Source organism: Pseudomonas sp. B21-048 (assembly GCF_024748615.1).
Taxonomy (GTDB): domain Bacteria; phylum Pseudomonadota; class Gammaproteobacteria; order Pseudomonadales; family Pseudomonadaceae; genus Aquipseudomonas.
Map to the genome: position 1 here is coordinate 1,335,780 of NZ_CP087168.1, position 14,587 is coordinate 1,350,366.

Here is a 14,587-nt window from a genome sequence, read left to right on the forward strand (position 1 = left end):
AGGGTTCGCCCCATTGTTTTTGCCGGATGTAACCATGACTGCTGACGACCGTATCAAACTCGAACCGAGCTGGAAGGAGGCACTGCGTGCCGAATTCGACCAGCCTTACATGGCAGAGTTGCGCACATTCCTGCAACAGGAGCGCGCGGCGGGCAAGGAGATCTATCCACCCGGACCGATGATTTTCAACGCGCTCAATTCCACGCCGCTGGACAAGGTCAAAGTGGTCATCCTCGGTCAGGATCCTTACCACGGCCCGGGTCAGGCCCATGGGTTGTGCTTCTCGGTGCAACCGGGCGTGCCGGCACCGCCGTCGCTGGTGAACATCTATAAAGAATTAAAGCGCGACCTGAACATCGACATACCCAACCATGGTTATTTGCAGAGTTGGGCAGAACAGGGCGTGTTGATGCTCAATACCACCATGACCGTGGAACGCGCGAATGCCAACGCCCATGCGGGCAAGGGCTGGCAATATTTTACCGACCGGATTATCGAAGTGGTCAGCGAACATCAGCCACATCTGGTGTTCCTGCTATGGGGCGCGCATGCCCAGAGCAAGCAGAAACTCATCGACGCCACCAAACACCTGGTGCTGACCTCGGTCCACCCCTCGCCGCTGTCCGCCTATCGCGGCTTCCTCGGCTGCGGGCACTTCAGCCGGGCGAACAAGTTTCTGGAGCAGAATGGCGAGACGCCGATCGAGTGGCGATTGCCGGCAGTTTGATGGGTTGACCTGGCTGGCCCCATCGCGAGCAGGCTCGCGCCCACAAAGGTTTTGTGAGCAATGCAAATCCAATGTGGGAACGAGCCTGCTCGCGATGGGGGCGACCCGGTCTATCAGGGAGAATCCGGCTCCCGGTTCCAATACCGAAACAACGGCTCCGCCAGAAACAACACAAACAACAACCGCATCACCTGCATCGCCGTTACCAGCGGCACCGACAATTGCAGTGTCTCCGCCGTCAGGCTCATCTCGGCGATCCCGCCGGGCATCATGCCCAGCGTCAGCGAACGCAGATCCAGATGGGTCAGCGCACTCAACCCCAATGCCGCCAACGTTGCGATTAACATGGTCAACGCCGTGCCGAGCAGGGTTCGGCCCATGAACGACGGTGCCCGTCGGAAGAACTGCCGATTGAAGTGACACCCCAACCCGCTGCCAATCAGCCACTGGCCAATCTGACTGCCGCCGTTGGGCAGACCGATGTGCAGGTCCCAAGCAATGCTCACCGTAGCACTCACCAGCAACGGTCCGAACAGCCAGGGATTGGGTTGTCGCAGCCGCTCCCAGATCCAGGCGGCAAGGGCGCCCGCTGGAAACAGAATGGCCAGCCACCACCAATTGACGGTCGTTGGATGCAAGACCGTCGCACCGTCGCCCAACAGATACTTGAACGCCGCCGGCACACACAGCACCACTACGAGCACCCGCAAACTCTGCCCCGCCGCGACACGGCTGAGCACCGCGCCGTTGCGCGCGCCGAGGTTGACCATCTCCCCGGAGCCGCCGGGCATGCTGGAAAAGAATGCGGTGGCGCGATCTTCCCCGGTGCGCCGCATCAACCAGACCCCGACCACGGCGGACAGGCTGGTAACCAGCGCACCGAAGAAAATCAGACCGAAGTGGCTCAGCACCTGCTCCATCACCACCGGGGTGAAGTGCAGGCCGATGCCGATACCGACGATCCACTGGCCGCACTTGCGCCCGCCAGGGATTTCCGCCAATTGCCAGGGAGTCAGACAGCGCACCAGGATGATCGCCAGCAACGAGCCGACCATCCACGGTAGCGGCCAGCCGATCTGGCTGGCGAGGTAACCGCCCAGCAGACCGACCAGCGGTGTTCCCCACCAGCTTTTGAAGGGCGGGCGATCAGACATCGGCGAGCGCGCGCCGGGCGACCGAACGTTTGCGCCAGATACGCAGCAGCGGCATCAGCAACATGATTGCAGTCAGTACCCAGCAACCGAACGTGATCGGGCTCGACCAGAGGATTTCCAGCGCACCGTTGGAAATCGACAACGCGCGACGCAGGTTCTGTTCCATCAGGCCGCCGAGGATGAAGCCCAGCAGCACTGGCGACAACGGGAAATCCAGCTTGCGCAGGATGTAGCCGAAGATACCGATGCCGATCATCAGGAACAGGTCGAACGTGGTGGCATGCACCGCGTAGACACCGATCCCGGTGATGATCGCGATCACCGGCACCAGCGCCCAGTTCGGCACGGCGAGGATGCGGGTAAAGATGCGGATCATCGGAATGTTGAGGATCACCAGCATCACGTTGGCGACGAACAACGACGCGATCAGGCCCCAGACGATGTCCGGTTGCTGCTGGAACAACAGCGGGCCCGGGGTGATGTTGTACAGCGACAGTGCGCCAATCATCACCGCCGTGGTACCCGAACCCGGAACGCCGAGAGTCAGCATCGGCACCAGTGCACCGCAGGCGGCGCCACCGATGGCGGTTTCCGGCGCCGCGAGGCCACGCATGTCGCCTTGTCCGAATGTGCCCTTGGCGCCGGCGATACGTTTTTCGGTCATGTAGGCCACAGCACTGGCCAATGTCGCGCCTGCACCCGGCAACACGCCCATAATGAAGCCCAGCAAACCGCACCGGATGTTCACCACGAACACCGCTGAAGCTTCCTTGAAGTTGAACATCATGCGCCCGGTGGCTTTCACCGCTTCCTGGCCTCGGTGGGTTTTTTCCAGCAGCAGGAGGATTTCGCTGATGGAGAACAGACCCAATACCAACACGACGAACTGAATGCCGTCCGTCAGGTGAATGTTGTCCCCAGTGAAGCGGTAAACGCCGCTGTTGGCATCGATCCCGACGCTCGACAGAAACAGACCGATCAGCGCCGCGATGAAGGTCTTGAGCGGTCGATCGCCGGCCATGCCGCCGAGACAGACAATCGCAAACACCATCAGCACGAAATACTCCGCCGGCCCGAAGGCAATCGCCCATTTCGCCAGCAGCGGGGCGAACAGCACCATGCCGCACGTCGCGATGAATGCACCGATGAACGAGCTCCATGCCGACAGCGACAGCGCTACACCAGCCAAGCCTTTGCGGGCCATCGGGTAACCGTCGAGGGTGGTCATTACGGTGGAGGCTTCACCTGGAATGTTCAGCAGGATCGAGCTGATCCGGCCGCCGTATTCGCAACCCAGATATACCGCCGCCAGCAGGATCAACGCCGACTCCGGTGGCAGGCCGAGGGCGAACGCGATCGGAATCAGCAACGCCACGCCGTTGATCGGGCCCAGACCCGGCAACAGCCCTACGACGGTGCCGATCAGAGTGCCGCACAGCGCGGTCACGAGATTGTACGGGCTCAGCGCAACGCCAAAGCCCTGACCCAAATAGCCAAGAGTATCCATATCAGTTCTCCAGAGCGTCGAGCACGCCCAGCGGCAGTGGCACGTCCATCAACTTGTCGAACAGCAGATAAAGACCGATAGCCATCAGGCTGATGATCACCGCGCTGGGCAGCCAGCGGCCGCCATACAGGCGTGCCATCGGGACACCGATCAGAATGCTGGCGACGATGAAACCAAGGGGTTCGAAGGTCCCGGCGAACACCAGCAACAGCAGCACGCAGATGCCGATTTTGATCAGGGTTTCGCGGTCCAGTTTCGGGTCATCGTCGCTGTGCACGATCGGCGCCGGTCGAAACACCATGTACAGCAACGCCAGGCCCATCAGTCCAAGCATCAGCAGAGGGAAGGCCCGAGGCCCGACCGGTTCGTAGGAAAAAGCCGCCTGATACGGCCACGCCATCAGCGCCAGGCCGATACAGGCCAGCAACAGCACCGAAGCGAAAATGCGTTGTATGAGCATAAGGAACTCCTGGGCCACGACCCCGAGAACCGGGGTCGTGTCTGCTAGACAGAGGCGATCACTGGATCAGGCCGAACTCTTTGGCCAGCACTTTGTAGTCCGCGACCTGCTTCTTCACGTAGGTGTCCAGCTCCGGGCCGGTCATGGCGAACGGGAACAGTTCGCGCTGATCGCGCAGCTTGGCGAAATCCTCGGAGGCCAGCAGTTTGTCGAAGGCGTCTTTCCACCAGGCGTAGTCTTCGTCGCTGACTTTTGGCCCGAGGTAGAAACCGCGAACCACGGGCCAGACGATGTCGTAGCCTTGCTCTTTAGCAGTCGGAATGTCTTTCATTTCCGGCTCGTCCAGACGCTTCTCGGAGAACACCGCCAGCAGACGCATGTCGCCGCTCAGGATGTGTGGCATGGAGTCGGAGATGTCGGTGCTGCCGACCTGGATGTGGCCGCCGAGCAGGGCTGTGGCGATTTCACCGCCGCCTTCGAGGGCGACGTAGCGCAGGTCGCGTGGGTTGATCCCGGCCGCTTTGGCGATCAGCGCGGTCTGCATCCAGTCCTGGCTGCCGACGGTGCCGCTGGAACCGATCACCACGGCGCTCGGATCTTTCTTCAAGGCTTTGATCAGATCGTCCAGGGTCTTGTAAGGCGAATCGCTTTTGACCGCGATGGCGCCATAGCTTGTGCCAACAGCGGCCAACCAGCGGACGGCGTTTTCATCGAAACGACCGAACTTGCCTTGGGCCAGGTTCAGCAGCGAACCGCTGGACCATGCCACCAGCGTGCCAGCATCGGCCGGGCGCTGGGCGACCACCGCGTTGTACGCCACCGCGCCGACACCACCGGGCATATAGGTCACGCGCATTGGTTTGGTCAGCAGCTTTTCGTTGACCAGCGCGCTTTGCGCCAGTTTGCAGGTGAGGTCGAAACCGCCGCCCGGCGAGGCCGGGGCGATGCATTCCGGGCGTTTGGGTTCGGCCAGCAATTGGCCGGCGAACAGCATGATGCCGGTAGCCAGAGCAATTTTACGCAGTGATAGGTTCATTCAAGTCTCCTTAAGAGTTTTTGTTATGGATGTACTGAATTACCAAAGGGCAACGCTATAGCTCACCAGCAGACGCACTTCATCGGCATCGCGAGCGGAGTAGTTGGAACGGTAGGTGGCATTGCGCAGGCGTACAGCGACGTCTTTCAGGGTGCCGCTTTGTACGACGTATTTGATCTCGGTGTTGCGTTCCCACTCTTTGCCTTCATCACCGTTCTTGAGCTTGATGTTGTCACCGCTCACGTAACGGCTCATGAAACTCAGGCCGGGAATGCCGAGTTTGGCGAAGTCATAGTCGTAACGTGCCTGCCAGGAGTGTTCTTCGGCACCGGCAAAGTCATTGATCTGTACGAAGTTGACCAGGTACGGGTCGCTGCCATCGACATAGGGGAAGGCACTGTCGCCGGACATGTGTTGATAACCGGCGCTGAATTTATGCCCGCTCAAGGCATAGCTCGCCAGGCCGTTGAGGGAATTGTTGTCGATTGGGCCGCCACGTGCTGCGCCCTCGTCATCACTGATGGCCAATCGCACGTCGGTGCCGAACGTGCCGGGGCCGAACGGCTGCGAGGCGACCACGCCAAGAAAGTGCTGGTTATAGACTTCATCGAGTTGGGCGAAGTGGTAGCTGCCGGTGATCTTGTCGGTGAACTTATAGTCCACGCCGCCAAAATCAAAGTGCTTGCCGGCCACGGTGCCGGCGAAGCGGCTGTTCTTGTTGTTGAGGGCGATGTCCTCGAAATCGGTGCTGTCGCGGTCCTTGGCTTTCTCCAGACGCCCGCCGGTGAAGGTCAGGTTCTTGATCTCTTTGGAGGTCAACAGGCCGCCTTCAAAGGTCTGCGGCAGAATACGCCCGTCATTGGGTTTGAGGATTGGCAATTCCGGAATCAGGCTGCCGATTTTCAATTCCGTGGCCCAGATTTTCACTTTGCCGGTCAGGCCGAGCTTGGAATATTCATCCGCCGCGCGACCGTCGTCATGGGTCGGCAACAGACCGGTGCCGGTGCGGTCCGGACTCGAATCGAGTTTCACCCCCAGCATGCCCAGCGCATCGACACCGAACCCCACGGTGCCGTCGGTGTAACCCGATTGCAGATTGAGCATGAACCCCTGAGCCCATTCGTCCCGCTTCGATTGCTGGGCGCTGGTACCGTCGCGAAAGTCGCGGTTGAAATACATGTTGCGGGTTTCGAAGGTTGCCGTACTGTCTTCGAAGAAGGCAGCCTGGCTCAACGGCGAAAAGCCGGCGAGGGCGGCGGCACTGGCAAGGGCGGTGTGGCTGAGGCGGGAAAAACGAGCAGGCGGGCGAGCCTGAAGCTGCATGGACAGCATGGTGATGTACTCCGTTTATTGTTCTTATTGGCGAAAACGCTTCGAGGCGTTTCTCGTACTGCTATGGGCACTAGCAACGGCAGTCGAAACTGTCCGTGGCTGGACTCTAACTGGCCAACCTTTCGCTAACCTTTCAGCTGACTTTCACGGTTTTCGGGCTTCACAGCGACGGATGCGGCTGTAAACTCCGCGCCAAAGAATGGCGTCGACCATCCCTGAATGAGGTAAAGATCCATGCGTGTTCTGCTCGTTGAAGACCATCTGCAGCTTGCCGAAAGTGTCGCTCAGGCGCTCAAGAGCACCGGGCTGACCGTGGATGTGTTGCACGACGGTGTAGCGGCCGACCTGGCCTTGAGCAGCGAGGAATACGCCGTGGCGATCCTCGACGTCGGCCTGCCGCGCATGGATGGCTTCGAAGTGCTGGCGCGCCTGCGGGCCCGGGGCAAGAACCTGCCGGTGCTGATGCTGACTGCCCGCAGCGACGTCAAGGATCGGGTCCATGGCCTGAATCTTGGGGCTGACGATTACCTGGCCAAACCCTTCGAGCTGACAGAGCTCGAAGCCCGGGTCAAAGCCTTGCTGCGTCGCAGTGTGCTCGGTGGTGAACGTCAGCAGCGTTGTGGTGTGCTGGCCTATGACCTGGACACCCGGCGCTTCACTCTTGGCGAAGAATTGCTGACCCTGACCTCCCGCGAACAGGCGGTGCTCGAAGCCCTGATCGCCCGTCCCGGTCGAGTGATGAGCAAGGAGCAACTGGCCGCCCAGGTTTTCGGCCTGGACGAGGAGGCGAGTCCTGATGCCATCGAAATCTACGTTCACCGCTTGCGCAAGAAACTCGACGGGCAGCCGGTGGCTATCGTGACCTTCCGCGGCCTTGGCTATCTGCTGGAAAGCCGCGATGTATAAGCTCAGCAGCCTGCGTTGGCGGTTGCTGTGCAACCTCGCGTTGCTGCTGGTGGTATTGATGGTCGCCAGTGGTTTGAGCGCGTACTGGAACGGTCGCGAAGTCGCCGACACCGCGTATGACCGAACCTTGCTGGCCTCGGCCCGGACCATTGCCGCCGGCCTGTCCCAGCGCGATGGCAGCCTCAGCGCCGACGTGCCTTATGTGGCCCTCGATACGTTTGCCTACGACAGTGCCGGACGAATTTTTTACCTGGTCAATGACATCAATCAGCAGCTGATTTCGGGCTACGAAAACCTGCCGCCACCGCCACCGGGAACGCCGCGCACCGATGATTATCCGGCGCTGGCGCGTTTCTATAACGCCACTTATCAAGGGCAGAACGTGCGAGTGGTCAGCCTGCTCAAAGCAGTCAGCGAGCCAAACATGAACGGCATGGCCGAAATCCGCGTGGCGGAAACCGATGAGGCGCGGGTTCGCATGGCTCGCAGCCTGATGGCCGACACGTTATTGCGTCTGGGCATGCTGGCGATCGGTGCGCTGCTGTTGGTATGGTTTGCGGTCAGTGCGGCGCTGCGCCCGTTGGAGCGCTTGCGCACGGCGGTGGAAGAACGTCAGTCCGATGACTTGCGGCCCTTGCCGCTGGTGGAAGTGCAGCACGAATTGGGGCCGCTGGTGCGTGCGCTCAATCACTTTACCGAGCGTTTGCGCGGGCAGTTCGAGCGCCAGGCGCAGTTCATCGCCGATGCCGCTCACGAATTGCGTACCCCGTTGGCGGCGCTCAAGGCTCGACTCGAACTGGGATTGCGGTCCAGCGAGCCCGAAACCTGGCACAGCACCCTGGAAACCGCCGCCCAGAGCACGGATCGCCTGACCCATCTGGCCAATCAATTGCTCTCTCTGGCACGGGTCGAGAATGGCGCCCGGGCAATCGCCGAGGGCGGTGCGCAGTTGCTCGACCTCAGTCAGTTGGCCCGTGAACTGGGCATGGCCATGGCGCCGCTGGCCCACGCACGTGGCGTGGCGCTGGCGCTGGAAGCGGACGAGCCGGTGTGGCTGCGTGGCGAGCCGACGCTGTTGAACGAACTGTTGAGCAATCTGGTGGACAATGCGCTGGCCCACACGCCGCCGGGCGGCAATGTCATCCTGCGGGTCACGGCGCCGGCGGTGCTGGAGGTCGAGGACGATGGCCCGGGGATTCCCCTTGAAGAACGGGAGCGGGTGTTCGAGCGCTTTTATCGGCGTAACGAGCAGGTGGCCGGGTCTGGGTTGGGATTGGCCATCGTCGGCGAAATCTGCCGCGCCCACCTGGCGCAGATCAGCCTGCACGATGGCGAGCAGGCGGGGCTGAAGGTGCGGGTGAGTTTTATCGCGGGAGAGTAATGGTGTTTGTTCCGGCCTCTTCGCGGGCAAGCCTCGCTCCTACAGAGCGTCGAAACTGTAGGAGCGAGCGGTGCGGCGATCCGACTTGCCCGCGAAGCTCTTAGTAAAACATCGACCGCGACTCTTCCAGTTCCTTGCACGTCGCCTCGTTATCCAGATCGATCCCCAGCTTCTTGAAAGCCGGCACGCTGACGGGATCGATACGGGCCAGTGAATGATGGGTGTCCTTATGGCAGTACAGACTGGCCACTTGCACCAGATCGACATAATCGACCCGCTCCGATTGCCGCTTGAAGTCCAGATACAGCCCCGGCAATTGCACCAGCATTTCCGGAAACTCCCAGACCCTGAGCAATTTATCGCCGAGCAACGGATGAATCTGGTCGATCACATGGTTGAGGCTGACAGGGTCAGACAGCAACTCGTAGTGATCTTCAGCGTAAGTCAGGATCGGCAGTACGCCAATCTGATGCACCAGGCCACCAAGGGCTGCCTGATCAGGCTTGAGTTGTGTGTAACGGCGGCACAACGCGTAACTGACGCCTGCGATTTCCAGACTTTTGCGCCAGACCTCGCGCATTTTCTGTTCCACCACTTCGGAGCGGGCATTGAAGATCTGTTCCATCACCAGGCCAATGGCCAGATTGCTGCTGTAATTGACGCCCAGCCGCGTGATGGCCGTGTGCAGATCAGTCACTTCCTGGGTCGCGCGCAGCAGCGGGCTATTGACCACTTTGATCAGTCGCGCCGACAGCGCGGTATCGCGGCCAATCACTTTGCTCAGTGTGCTGACACTGATTTCCGGGTCTTCGGCGGCCTTGCGAATCTGCAGGGCCACTTCCGGTAACGTTGGCAGAACCAGGTCATCGTTATCGATGGCCTCAACCAAATCCTGTTGGACCTTATCCGCCAGCTCGCTCATTTCTTTTCTCTAGGGTATTGCGACAAGTGCTGCTGTTAACGCTGGATTTCGCGATCACGATCCAGTGGGTAAGGCAGGTCGAGCAGATGCAGGCCCGGACCTTCGAGTGCGCCGAGATGAAGGTTGCCATCTTCTGCCGCTTCGGCTTGCAACACCGCCAGCAATTCAATGTTGTGCTCGGCGCGGGCGGCCAGCACCACTTCACCAATCGAACTGCCATGGGTCGGGGAGAACAGTTGGGTACCGGGCTCCGGTAATTCGCTGGCCTCCAGTTGCAGGCGATACAGACGGCGCTTGAGTTTGCCAAGGTATTGCATGCGCGCGACGATTTCCTGGCCGGTATAGCAACCCTTTTTGAAGCTCACGCCACCGACGGCTTGCAGATTGAGCATCTGCGGGATGAACAGCTCGCGGGTGCTCGGCATGACCTGACCGATCCCGGCACGGATCTGGCCCAGCAGCCATTGATTCAGATCACCTTCAGCCAACAGAGCGGACAGCCTGCCCTTGATGGTGTCGGCTTGATCGGCGCGAACCCAGAGTTCGGCGCGGTCAGGCGAAACGCGAAGGGCGATCAGGCCGTCATTGCGTACCACGCGGTCGGTTTCTGCCGATAGTTCCAGGCCTAAACTGGCCAGTGCCGCATCGTTATGCTCAAGGCCGAAACGAACCCAGCTGGCACTTTCATCGGTCAGTTTCGATTTGGAGAACACCGCGTACTTTTTCAGGTCCGCCAGTTGCGGCTCCAGCAGTTCGCTGGCCATCGCCATGAGCACACCGTCGCCTTCCAGCAGAATGCGAAAACTCGACTGCATCCGGCCTTTCTGTGTGCAGCGCGCGCCAAGGCTGGCCTGGGTTTCGCTCAGGTAATTGAGGTTGCAAGTCAATTGGCCTTGCAGGAATTTGCCGGCATCCGCGCCGCGTACCGCGAGAACGCCTTCGTGAGAAAGGGTGCAGAAAAAAGCAGAATCGGCCATGGGTCATCGCAGGGTAAAGAGTCCGAGTGACATCATAAGGGCGCGCCCTTGAAATGGGTAGTTCACAAAGGTTCGTGGAGGGCGACCAAAGCCGACTGTTCGAGCAGGCCCGGGGCTGTATACTTGCCGCCTATTTGAGGAGCGTTCCATGGTCGAACAAGTTGAACTGAATCGCCTCTACTGGCACAGCCGCCGCGGCATGCTTGAGCTTGACGTGTTGCTGGTGCCGTTTGTGAAAGAGGTTTATCCGCACCTCAACCAGGTGGATCGTGATCTGTACGTCCGTCTGCTGACGTGTGAGGATCAGGACATGTTCGGCTGGTTCATGGAACGCAATGAATCCGAAGATCCGGAGCTTCAGCGCATGGTTCGCATGATCCTGGATCGTGTCCAGCCCAAGTAACGCGTTCGAATGCCGCTGGCATGCCTCGCGGCAGTTGCTGGCGGCGTATCTTTTGGCTCAGCTATTCGCGCTGGGTTCGCTGTTTTTTCTTTCCATACCGGTCTGGGCCAGTTTGCTCGGCGCTTTTTGCTGTCTGGTTCATGGCCTTTGGGCATTACCGCGACAGATTTTGCTGACACACCCGCGGGCGTTTCGCGGCTTGCGTCGCGATGCCGATGGCTGGCAGTTGTGGAATCAGGCGGTGGGTTGGCAGCCCGTGCAGCTACGGCCAGACAGTCTGGCGTTGCCATTGATTGTGGTACTGCGGTTTCGTCTGCGCGATGAGCGGCGGGTCAGGTCGATCTGTGTGCCGCGCGATTCGCAGGCGGCGGATGTGCACCGACGCCTGCGGGTTCGGCTCAAGTTCAGTCGGCGTAGGTGGGCGGCACCAGAATAGTGTCCAGGGCAACCGGCAGCATGTTCGGGTAGTCGAGGGTGTAATGCAGGCCGCGACTTTCCTTGCGCTCCATGGCTGACCGGATCATCAACTCGGCCACTTGCGCTAGGTTGCGCAACTCGATCAAGTCTCGACTGACCTTGTAGTTGCTGTAGAACTCGTCGATTTCGTCAAGCAACAGTTGCACCCGGTGTTGAGCCCGTTGCAAACGTTTGTTAGTGCGCACGATGCCGACGTAATCCCACATGAATCGCCGCAATTCGTCCCAGTTGTGCGCAATAATCACGTCTTCGTCGGAATCGGTAACCTGGCTCGCATCCCAAACGGGCAGGGCGGTCGGAATCGACACCTCTGGCAACTCCTCAAGAATGTCCGCCGCCGCCGAACGGGCGTAAACGAAACATTCCAACAGCGAGTTACTGGCCATGCGGTTGGCGCCATGCAAGCCGGTGAAGCTGGTTTCACCAATCGCATACAGGCCTGGCACATCGGTGCGTCCCCGCTGATCGACCATCACGCCACCACAGGTGTAGTGTGCCGCTGGCACTACCGGGATCGGTTGTTTGGTGATGTCGATGGAGAATTCCAGGCAGCGTTCATAGACCGTCGGGAAGTGCGTCTTGATGAAATCTTCAGGCTTGTGGCTGATATCGAGGTAAACGCAGTCGATGCCCAAGCGCTTCATCTCATGGTCGATGGCGCGGGCGACGATGTCCCGTGGGGCCAATTCGGCGCGAGGATCGAAGCGCGGCATGAAGCGTTCGCCATTGGGCAGTTTCAGGTGGCCGCCTTCACCGCGCAGGGCTTCGGTGATCAGGAAGCTCTTGGCTTGCGGGTGATAAAGGCAAGTGGGGTGGAACTGGTTGAATTCCAGGTTCGCTACCCGGCAGCCCGAACGCCAGGCCATGGCGATGCCATCACCGCAAGCACCGTCGGGGTTGCTGGTATAGAGGTAGACTTTTGCCGCGCCGCCCGATGCAAGGATCACGAAACGCGCGCCGTAGGTGTCGACTTCTCCGGTGCCGCGGTTGAGCACATAGGCGCCGAGGCAACGGTTGCCTTCAAGGCCCAGGCGCTTTTCGGTGATCAGGTCGACCGCGACCCGCTGCTCCAGCAGTTCAATGTTGGGACGCTGCCTGGCCTGATCGAGCAGGGTTCTGAAGATTGCCGCGCCCGTCGCATCGGCGGCATGAATGATGCGCCGATGGCTGTGACCGCCTTCGCGGGTCAGGTGAAACTCGAAACCACCGTCTTCGGTGCCGGACTGTTCATCGCGGGTAAAGGGCACGCCTTGGTCGATCAGCCATTGAATCGACTCTTTGCTGTGCTCGACGGTAAAGCGCACGGCGTCTTCATGACACAGGCCGCCGCCAGCATTGAGGGTGTCATCGACGTGGGATTCGACCGTATCGGTGTCATCCAGGACGGCGGCGACACCGCCTTGGGCCCAGAAGGTCGAGCCATTGGCCAGATCGCCTTTGCTCAATACGGCGATGCGCAAATGACCGGGCAAGGTCAGCGCAAGGCTCAAGCCGGCAGCACCGCTGCCAATTACCAGAACATCGTGTTGAAACTGTTGGCTCATTTCAGGATTCCGCTCAAAGCGACCCGGGACGGGGTTGGCGCAAGACAGCTGGATCGGCGAGTCAAGACAGCCACACAGCCCACTAGTATATAGAGGGGGGGAGCGGCACAATAGCCGGGCTTATATGGCATTGTGAAACTACTGTGACGGAAAGGGCTGAACGCTTCGTCGGAAGTTTTTTTGAGCGCTTCGGCGATTACACGACTGTATCGCGGATTTAACAGTCTTTTTCTCTTCACAGTTGCACAATGGCGGTTGCAGGCAGCTATAAATATGGAACTTTTGCCAAAGGCTCAAGATCAATAGACGGTTGCCTGAAACAAGGGACAGTGTCGGCTTCGGTGCGGGACTTGCGGTTGGGTCCTTAGCTGGCGAATCCGATGACAAGATTATTCGCGCAGCCGGGTTATTCCGCACTGCGCTTTTCGTGCGTGCCAAATCAGAGCCCGCAGGAAACTTGCTTGGAGGGGGGGAGAACTTTTGCGAAAAGCCCGAGTCTATGTTTGCAAGTCTGGTCGTTCAGTGATGCAAGCCTCCTTCGAGCTTATCGAGGAGTGTTCATGCTAACCCAGGAAGAGGATCAGCAGCTGGTCGAGCGCGTTCAACGCGGCGACAAGCGAGCTTTCGATCTGCTAGTGCTGAAATACCAGCACAAAATTCTCGGGTTGATCGTGCGTTTCGTGCACGACACCCATGAAGCCCAGGATGTCGCACAGGAAGCTTTTATCAAGGCATACCGTGCACTTGGTAATTTTCGCGGAGACAGCGCGTTTTATACGTGGCTTTACCGCATCGCCATCAACACGGCGAAAAACTATCTGGTTTCGCGCGGCCGCCGGCCGCCGGATAGCGATGTCAGTTCCGAGGATGCAGAGTTCTACGATGGCGATCATGGCCTCAAGGATCTCGAGTCGCCAGAACGTGCATTGCTGCGGGATGAGATCGAAGGTACCGTCCATCGAACCATTCAGCAACTGCCAGAAGATTTGCGTACGGCTTTAACTTTACGTGAATTCGATGGTCTGAGTTACGAGGACATTGCCAGCGTCATGCAGTGTCCGGTGGGTACCGTGCGCTCCCGGATTTTCCGCGCTCGGGAGGCCATCGATAAAGCCCTGCAGCCATTGTTGCAGGAAAACTGAGACAGCGGCGACAGCCAAGAGAGGAACGCCATGAGTCGTGAAGCCCTGCAGGAATCGCTGTCCGCAGTGATGGATAACGAAGCGGACGAACTGGAATTGCGTCGGGTATTGAATGCCTTCGACGATGTTGAAACTCGCGAAACCTGGGCTCGTTACCAGATCGCTCGGGCGGTGATGCACAAGGACCTGCTGCTTCCTCGCCTGGATATCGCAGCGGCAGTCTCTGCTGCGCTGGCTGACGAAGCCGTACCGGCAAAAGCCTCCCGCGGTCCATGGCGCAGCCTGGGTCGTCTGGCAGTCGCTGCTTCGGTGACCGTTGCCGTGCTGGCGGGTGTTCGTCTGTACAACCAGGACGAGATCGCCGGTGTCGAACTGGCCCAGCAATCCAGTCAACCGGGTCTGACCGCTCCTCAGGTCAAGGGCCCTGCTGTATTGGCAGGCTACAATGAGAGTTCGCAAGCCACTGGCCCTATGGCCAACGGCGTATTGCAAGGTCAGCCAGGCTGGCACGATCAGCGTTTGCCAGGTTACTTGCGTCAACATGCTCAACAGGCTGCATTGAAAGGTACTGAAAGCGCTCTGCCTTATGCTCGTGCAGCAAGCCTGGAAAACCGTTAAG

The 14,587-nt window shown here is 59.7% G+C and carries 15 protein-coding genes; 7 read left to right on the top strand and 8 right to left on the bottom strand.

The window, feature by feature from the left end:
• Positions 1 to 34 precede the first annotated feature (34 nt).
• Entirely contained in the window at positions 35 to 727 is a 693-nt protein-coding gene (gene ung, locus LOY56_RS06070; protein WP_258620509.1) for a uracil-DNA glycosylase, read from the top strand.
• 113 nt (positions 728 to 840) lie between these two features.
• Here the strand turns inward: ung and LOY56_RS06075 are convergent, their stop codons facing one another.
• From LOY56_RS06075 to LOY56_RS06095, 5 genes are read right to left on the bottom strand one after another with little or no spacing between them, the layout of a single operon-like run.
• On the bottom strand, positions 841 to 1,881 hold the full coding sequence (locus tag LOY56_RS06075; RefSeq protein WP_258620510.1) for an AbrB family transcriptional regulator: 1,041 nt from the start codon (positions 1,879 to 1,881) through the stop codon (positions 841 to 843).
• The gene (locus LOY56_RS06080) at positions 1,874 to 3,388 is read right to left on the bottom strand and encodes a tripartite tricarboxylate transporter permease (protein WP_030132668.1); all 1,515 of its coding nucleotides are present in this window, start codon (positions 3,386 to 3,388) and stop codon (positions 1,874 to 1,876) included. Before LOY56_RS06080 ends, LOY56_RS06075 begins: the two co-directional genes overlap by 8 nt.
• Before the next feature lies 1 nt (position 3,389).
• Positions 3,390 to 3,848, bottom strand: a complete 459-nt coding sequence (locus LOY56_RS06085) for a tripartite tricarboxylate transporter TctB family protein (RefSeq protein ID WP_258620511.1) — start codon at positions 3,846 to 3,848, stop codon at positions 3,390 to 3,392.
• Positions 3,849 to 3,906: 58 nt separating this feature from the next.
• Positions 3,907 to 4,884, bottom strand: a complete 978-nt coding sequence (locus LOY56_RS06090) for a tripartite tricarboxylate transporter substrate binding protein (RefSeq protein WP_258620512.1) — start codon at positions 4,882 to 4,884, stop codon at positions 3,907 to 3,909.
• Positions 4,885 to 4,923: 39 nt separating this feature from the next.
• Positions 4,924 to 6,216 (bottom strand): OprD family porin, encoded by a 1,293-nt coding sequence (locus tag LOY56_RS06095; protein WP_258620513.1) that lies wholly within the window; start codon positions 6,214 to 6,216, stop codon positions 4,924 to 4,926.
• A gap of 234 nt (positions 6,217 to 6,450) precedes the next feature.
• Here LOY56_RS06095 and LOY56_RS06100 point away from each other — a divergent pair, with 234 nt between their 5' ends.
• Together LOY56_RS06100 and LOY56_RS06105 are read left to right on the top strand one after the other, a co-directional pair.
• Positions 6,451 to 7,122, top strand: coding sequence for a response regulator (locus LOY56_RS06100; RefSeq protein WP_258620514.1), 672 nt, complete (start codon positions 6,451 to 6,453; stop codon positions 7,120 to 7,122).
• Positions 7,115 to 8,503 (top strand): sensor histidine kinase, encoded by a 1,389-nt coding sequence (locus tag LOY56_RS06105; protein WP_258620515.1) that lies wholly within the window; start codon positions 7,115 to 7,117, stop codon positions 8,501 to 8,503. The genes LOY56_RS06100 and LOY56_RS06105 overlap by 8 nt, the downstream gene beginning before the upstream one ends.
• 100 nt (positions 8,504 to 8,603) lie before the next feature.
• Here the strand turns inward: LOY56_RS06105 and LOY56_RS06110 are convergent, their stop codons facing one another.
• Both LOY56_RS06110 and LOY56_RS06115 read right to left on the bottom strand, forming a co-directional pair.
• Complete coding sequence (locus LOY56_RS06110) at positions 8,604 to 9,425, bottom strand: HDOD domain-containing protein (RefSeq protein ID WP_258620516.1); 822 nt, start codon at positions 9,423 to 9,425, stop codon at positions 8,604 to 8,606.
• Between the two features lie 35 nt (positions 9,426 to 9,460).
• A complete protein-coding gene (locus LOY56_RS06115; RefSeq protein WP_258620517.1) occupies positions 9,461 to 10,402 on the bottom strand; it encodes a folate-binding protein YgfZ in 942 nt (313 codons plus the stop codon).
• A 148-nt stretch (positions 10,403 to 10,550) separates the two neighbouring features.
• Here LOY56_RS06115 and LOY56_RS06120 point away from each other — a divergent pair, with 148 nt between their 5' ends.
• Both LOY56_RS06120 and LOY56_RS06125 read left to right on the top strand, forming a co-directional pair.
• Entirely contained in the window at positions 10,551 to 10,805 is a 255-nt protein-coding gene (locus LOY56_RS06120; protein ID WP_030132661.1) for a succinate dehydrogenase assembly factor 2, read from the top strand.
• Positions 10,789 to 11,241, top strand: a complete 453-nt coding sequence (locus LOY56_RS06125) for a protein YgfX (protein ID WP_258620519.1) — start codon at positions 10,789 to 10,791, stop codon at positions 11,239 to 11,241. The genes LOY56_RS06120 and LOY56_RS06125 overlap by 17 nt, the downstream gene beginning before the upstream one ends.
• Here the strand turns inward: LOY56_RS06125 and nadB are convergent.
• A complete protein-coding gene (nadB, locus tag LOY56_RS06130; protein ID WP_258620521.1) occupies positions 11,210 to 12,826 on the bottom strand; it encodes an L-aspartate oxidase in 1,617 nt (538 codons plus the stop codon). The two genes, LOY56_RS06125 and nadB, sit on opposite strands and share 32 nt — an antisense overlap.
• 560 nt (positions 12,827 to 13,386) lie before the next feature.
• On the opposite strand from nadB, the gene rpoE reads away from it, so the two are divergent.
• Together rpoE and LOY56_RS06140 are read left to right on the top strand one after the other, a co-directional pair.
• The gene (gene rpoE, locus LOY56_RS06135) at positions 13,387 to 13,968 is read left to right on the top strand and encodes an RNA polymerase sigma factor RpoE (protein WP_003172477.1); all 582 of its coding nucleotides are present in this window, start codon (positions 13,387 to 13,389) and stop codon (positions 13,966 to 13,968) included.
• A 30-nt stretch (positions 13,969 to 13,998) separates the two neighbouring features.
• Entirely contained in the window at positions 13,999 to 14,586 is a 588-nt protein-coding gene (locus LOY56_RS06140; protein ID WP_237884183.1) for a sigma-E factor negative regulatory protein, read from the top strand.
• Position 14,587: the final 1 nt, after the last annotated feature.

Bases quoted from the DNA above. Each gene is read 5' to 3' on its own strand.
- ung (WP_258620509.1), top strand. From the start codon at position 35: ATGACTGCTGACGACCGTATCAAACTCGAACCGAGCTGGAAGGAGGCA.
- LOY56_RS06075 (WP_258620510.1), bottom strand. From the start codon at position 1,881: ATGTCTGATCGCCCGCCCTTCAAAAGCTGGTGGGGAACACCGCTGGTC.
- LOY56_RS06080 (WP_030132668.1), bottom strand. From the start codon at position 3,388: ATGGATACTCTTGGCTATTTGGGTCAGGGCTTTGGCGTTGCGCTGAGC.
- LOY56_RS06085 (WP_258620511.1), bottom strand. From the start codon at position 3,848: ATGCTCATACAACGCATTTTCGCTTCGGTGCTGTTGCTGGCCTGTATC.
- LOY56_RS06090 (WP_258620512.1), bottom strand. From the start codon at position 4,884: ATGAACCTATCACTGCGTAAAATTGCTCTGGCTACCGGCATCATGCTG.
- LOY56_RS06095 (WP_258620513.1), bottom strand. From the start codon at position 6,216: ATGCTGTCCATGCAGCTTCAGGCTCGCCCGCCTGCTCGTTTTTCCCGC.
- LOY56_RS06100 (WP_258620514.1), top strand. From the start codon at position 6,451: ATGCGTGTTCTGCTCGTTGAAGACCATCTGCAGCTTGCCGAAAGTGTC.
- LOY56_RS06105 (WP_258620515.1), top strand. From the start codon at position 7,115: ATGTATAAGCTCAGCAGCCTGCGTTGGCGGTTGCTGTGCAACCTCGCG.
- LOY56_RS06110 (WP_258620516.1), bottom strand. From the start codon at position 9,425: ATGAGCGAGCTGGCGGATAAGGTCCAACAGGATTTGGTTGAGGCCATC.
- LOY56_RS06115 (WP_258620517.1), bottom strand. From the start codon at position 10,402: ATGGCCGATTCTGCTTTTTTCTGCACCCTTTCTCACGAAGGCGTTCTC.
- LOY56_RS06120 (WP_030132661.1), top strand. From the start codon at position 10,551: ATGGTCGAACAAGTTGAACTGAATCGCCTCTACTGGCACAGCCGCCGC.
- nadB (WP_258620521.1), bottom strand. From the start codon at position 12,826: ATGAGCCAACAGTTTCAACACGATGTTCTGGTAATTGGCAGCGGTGCT.
- rpoE (WP_003172477.1), top strand. From the start codon at position 13,387: ATGCTAACCCAGGAAGAGGATCAGCAGCTGGTCGAGCGCGTTCAACGC.
- LOY56_RS06140 (WP_237884183.1), top strand. From the start codon at position 13,999: ATGAGTCGTGAAGCCCTGCAGGAATCGCTGTCCGCAGTGATGGATAAC.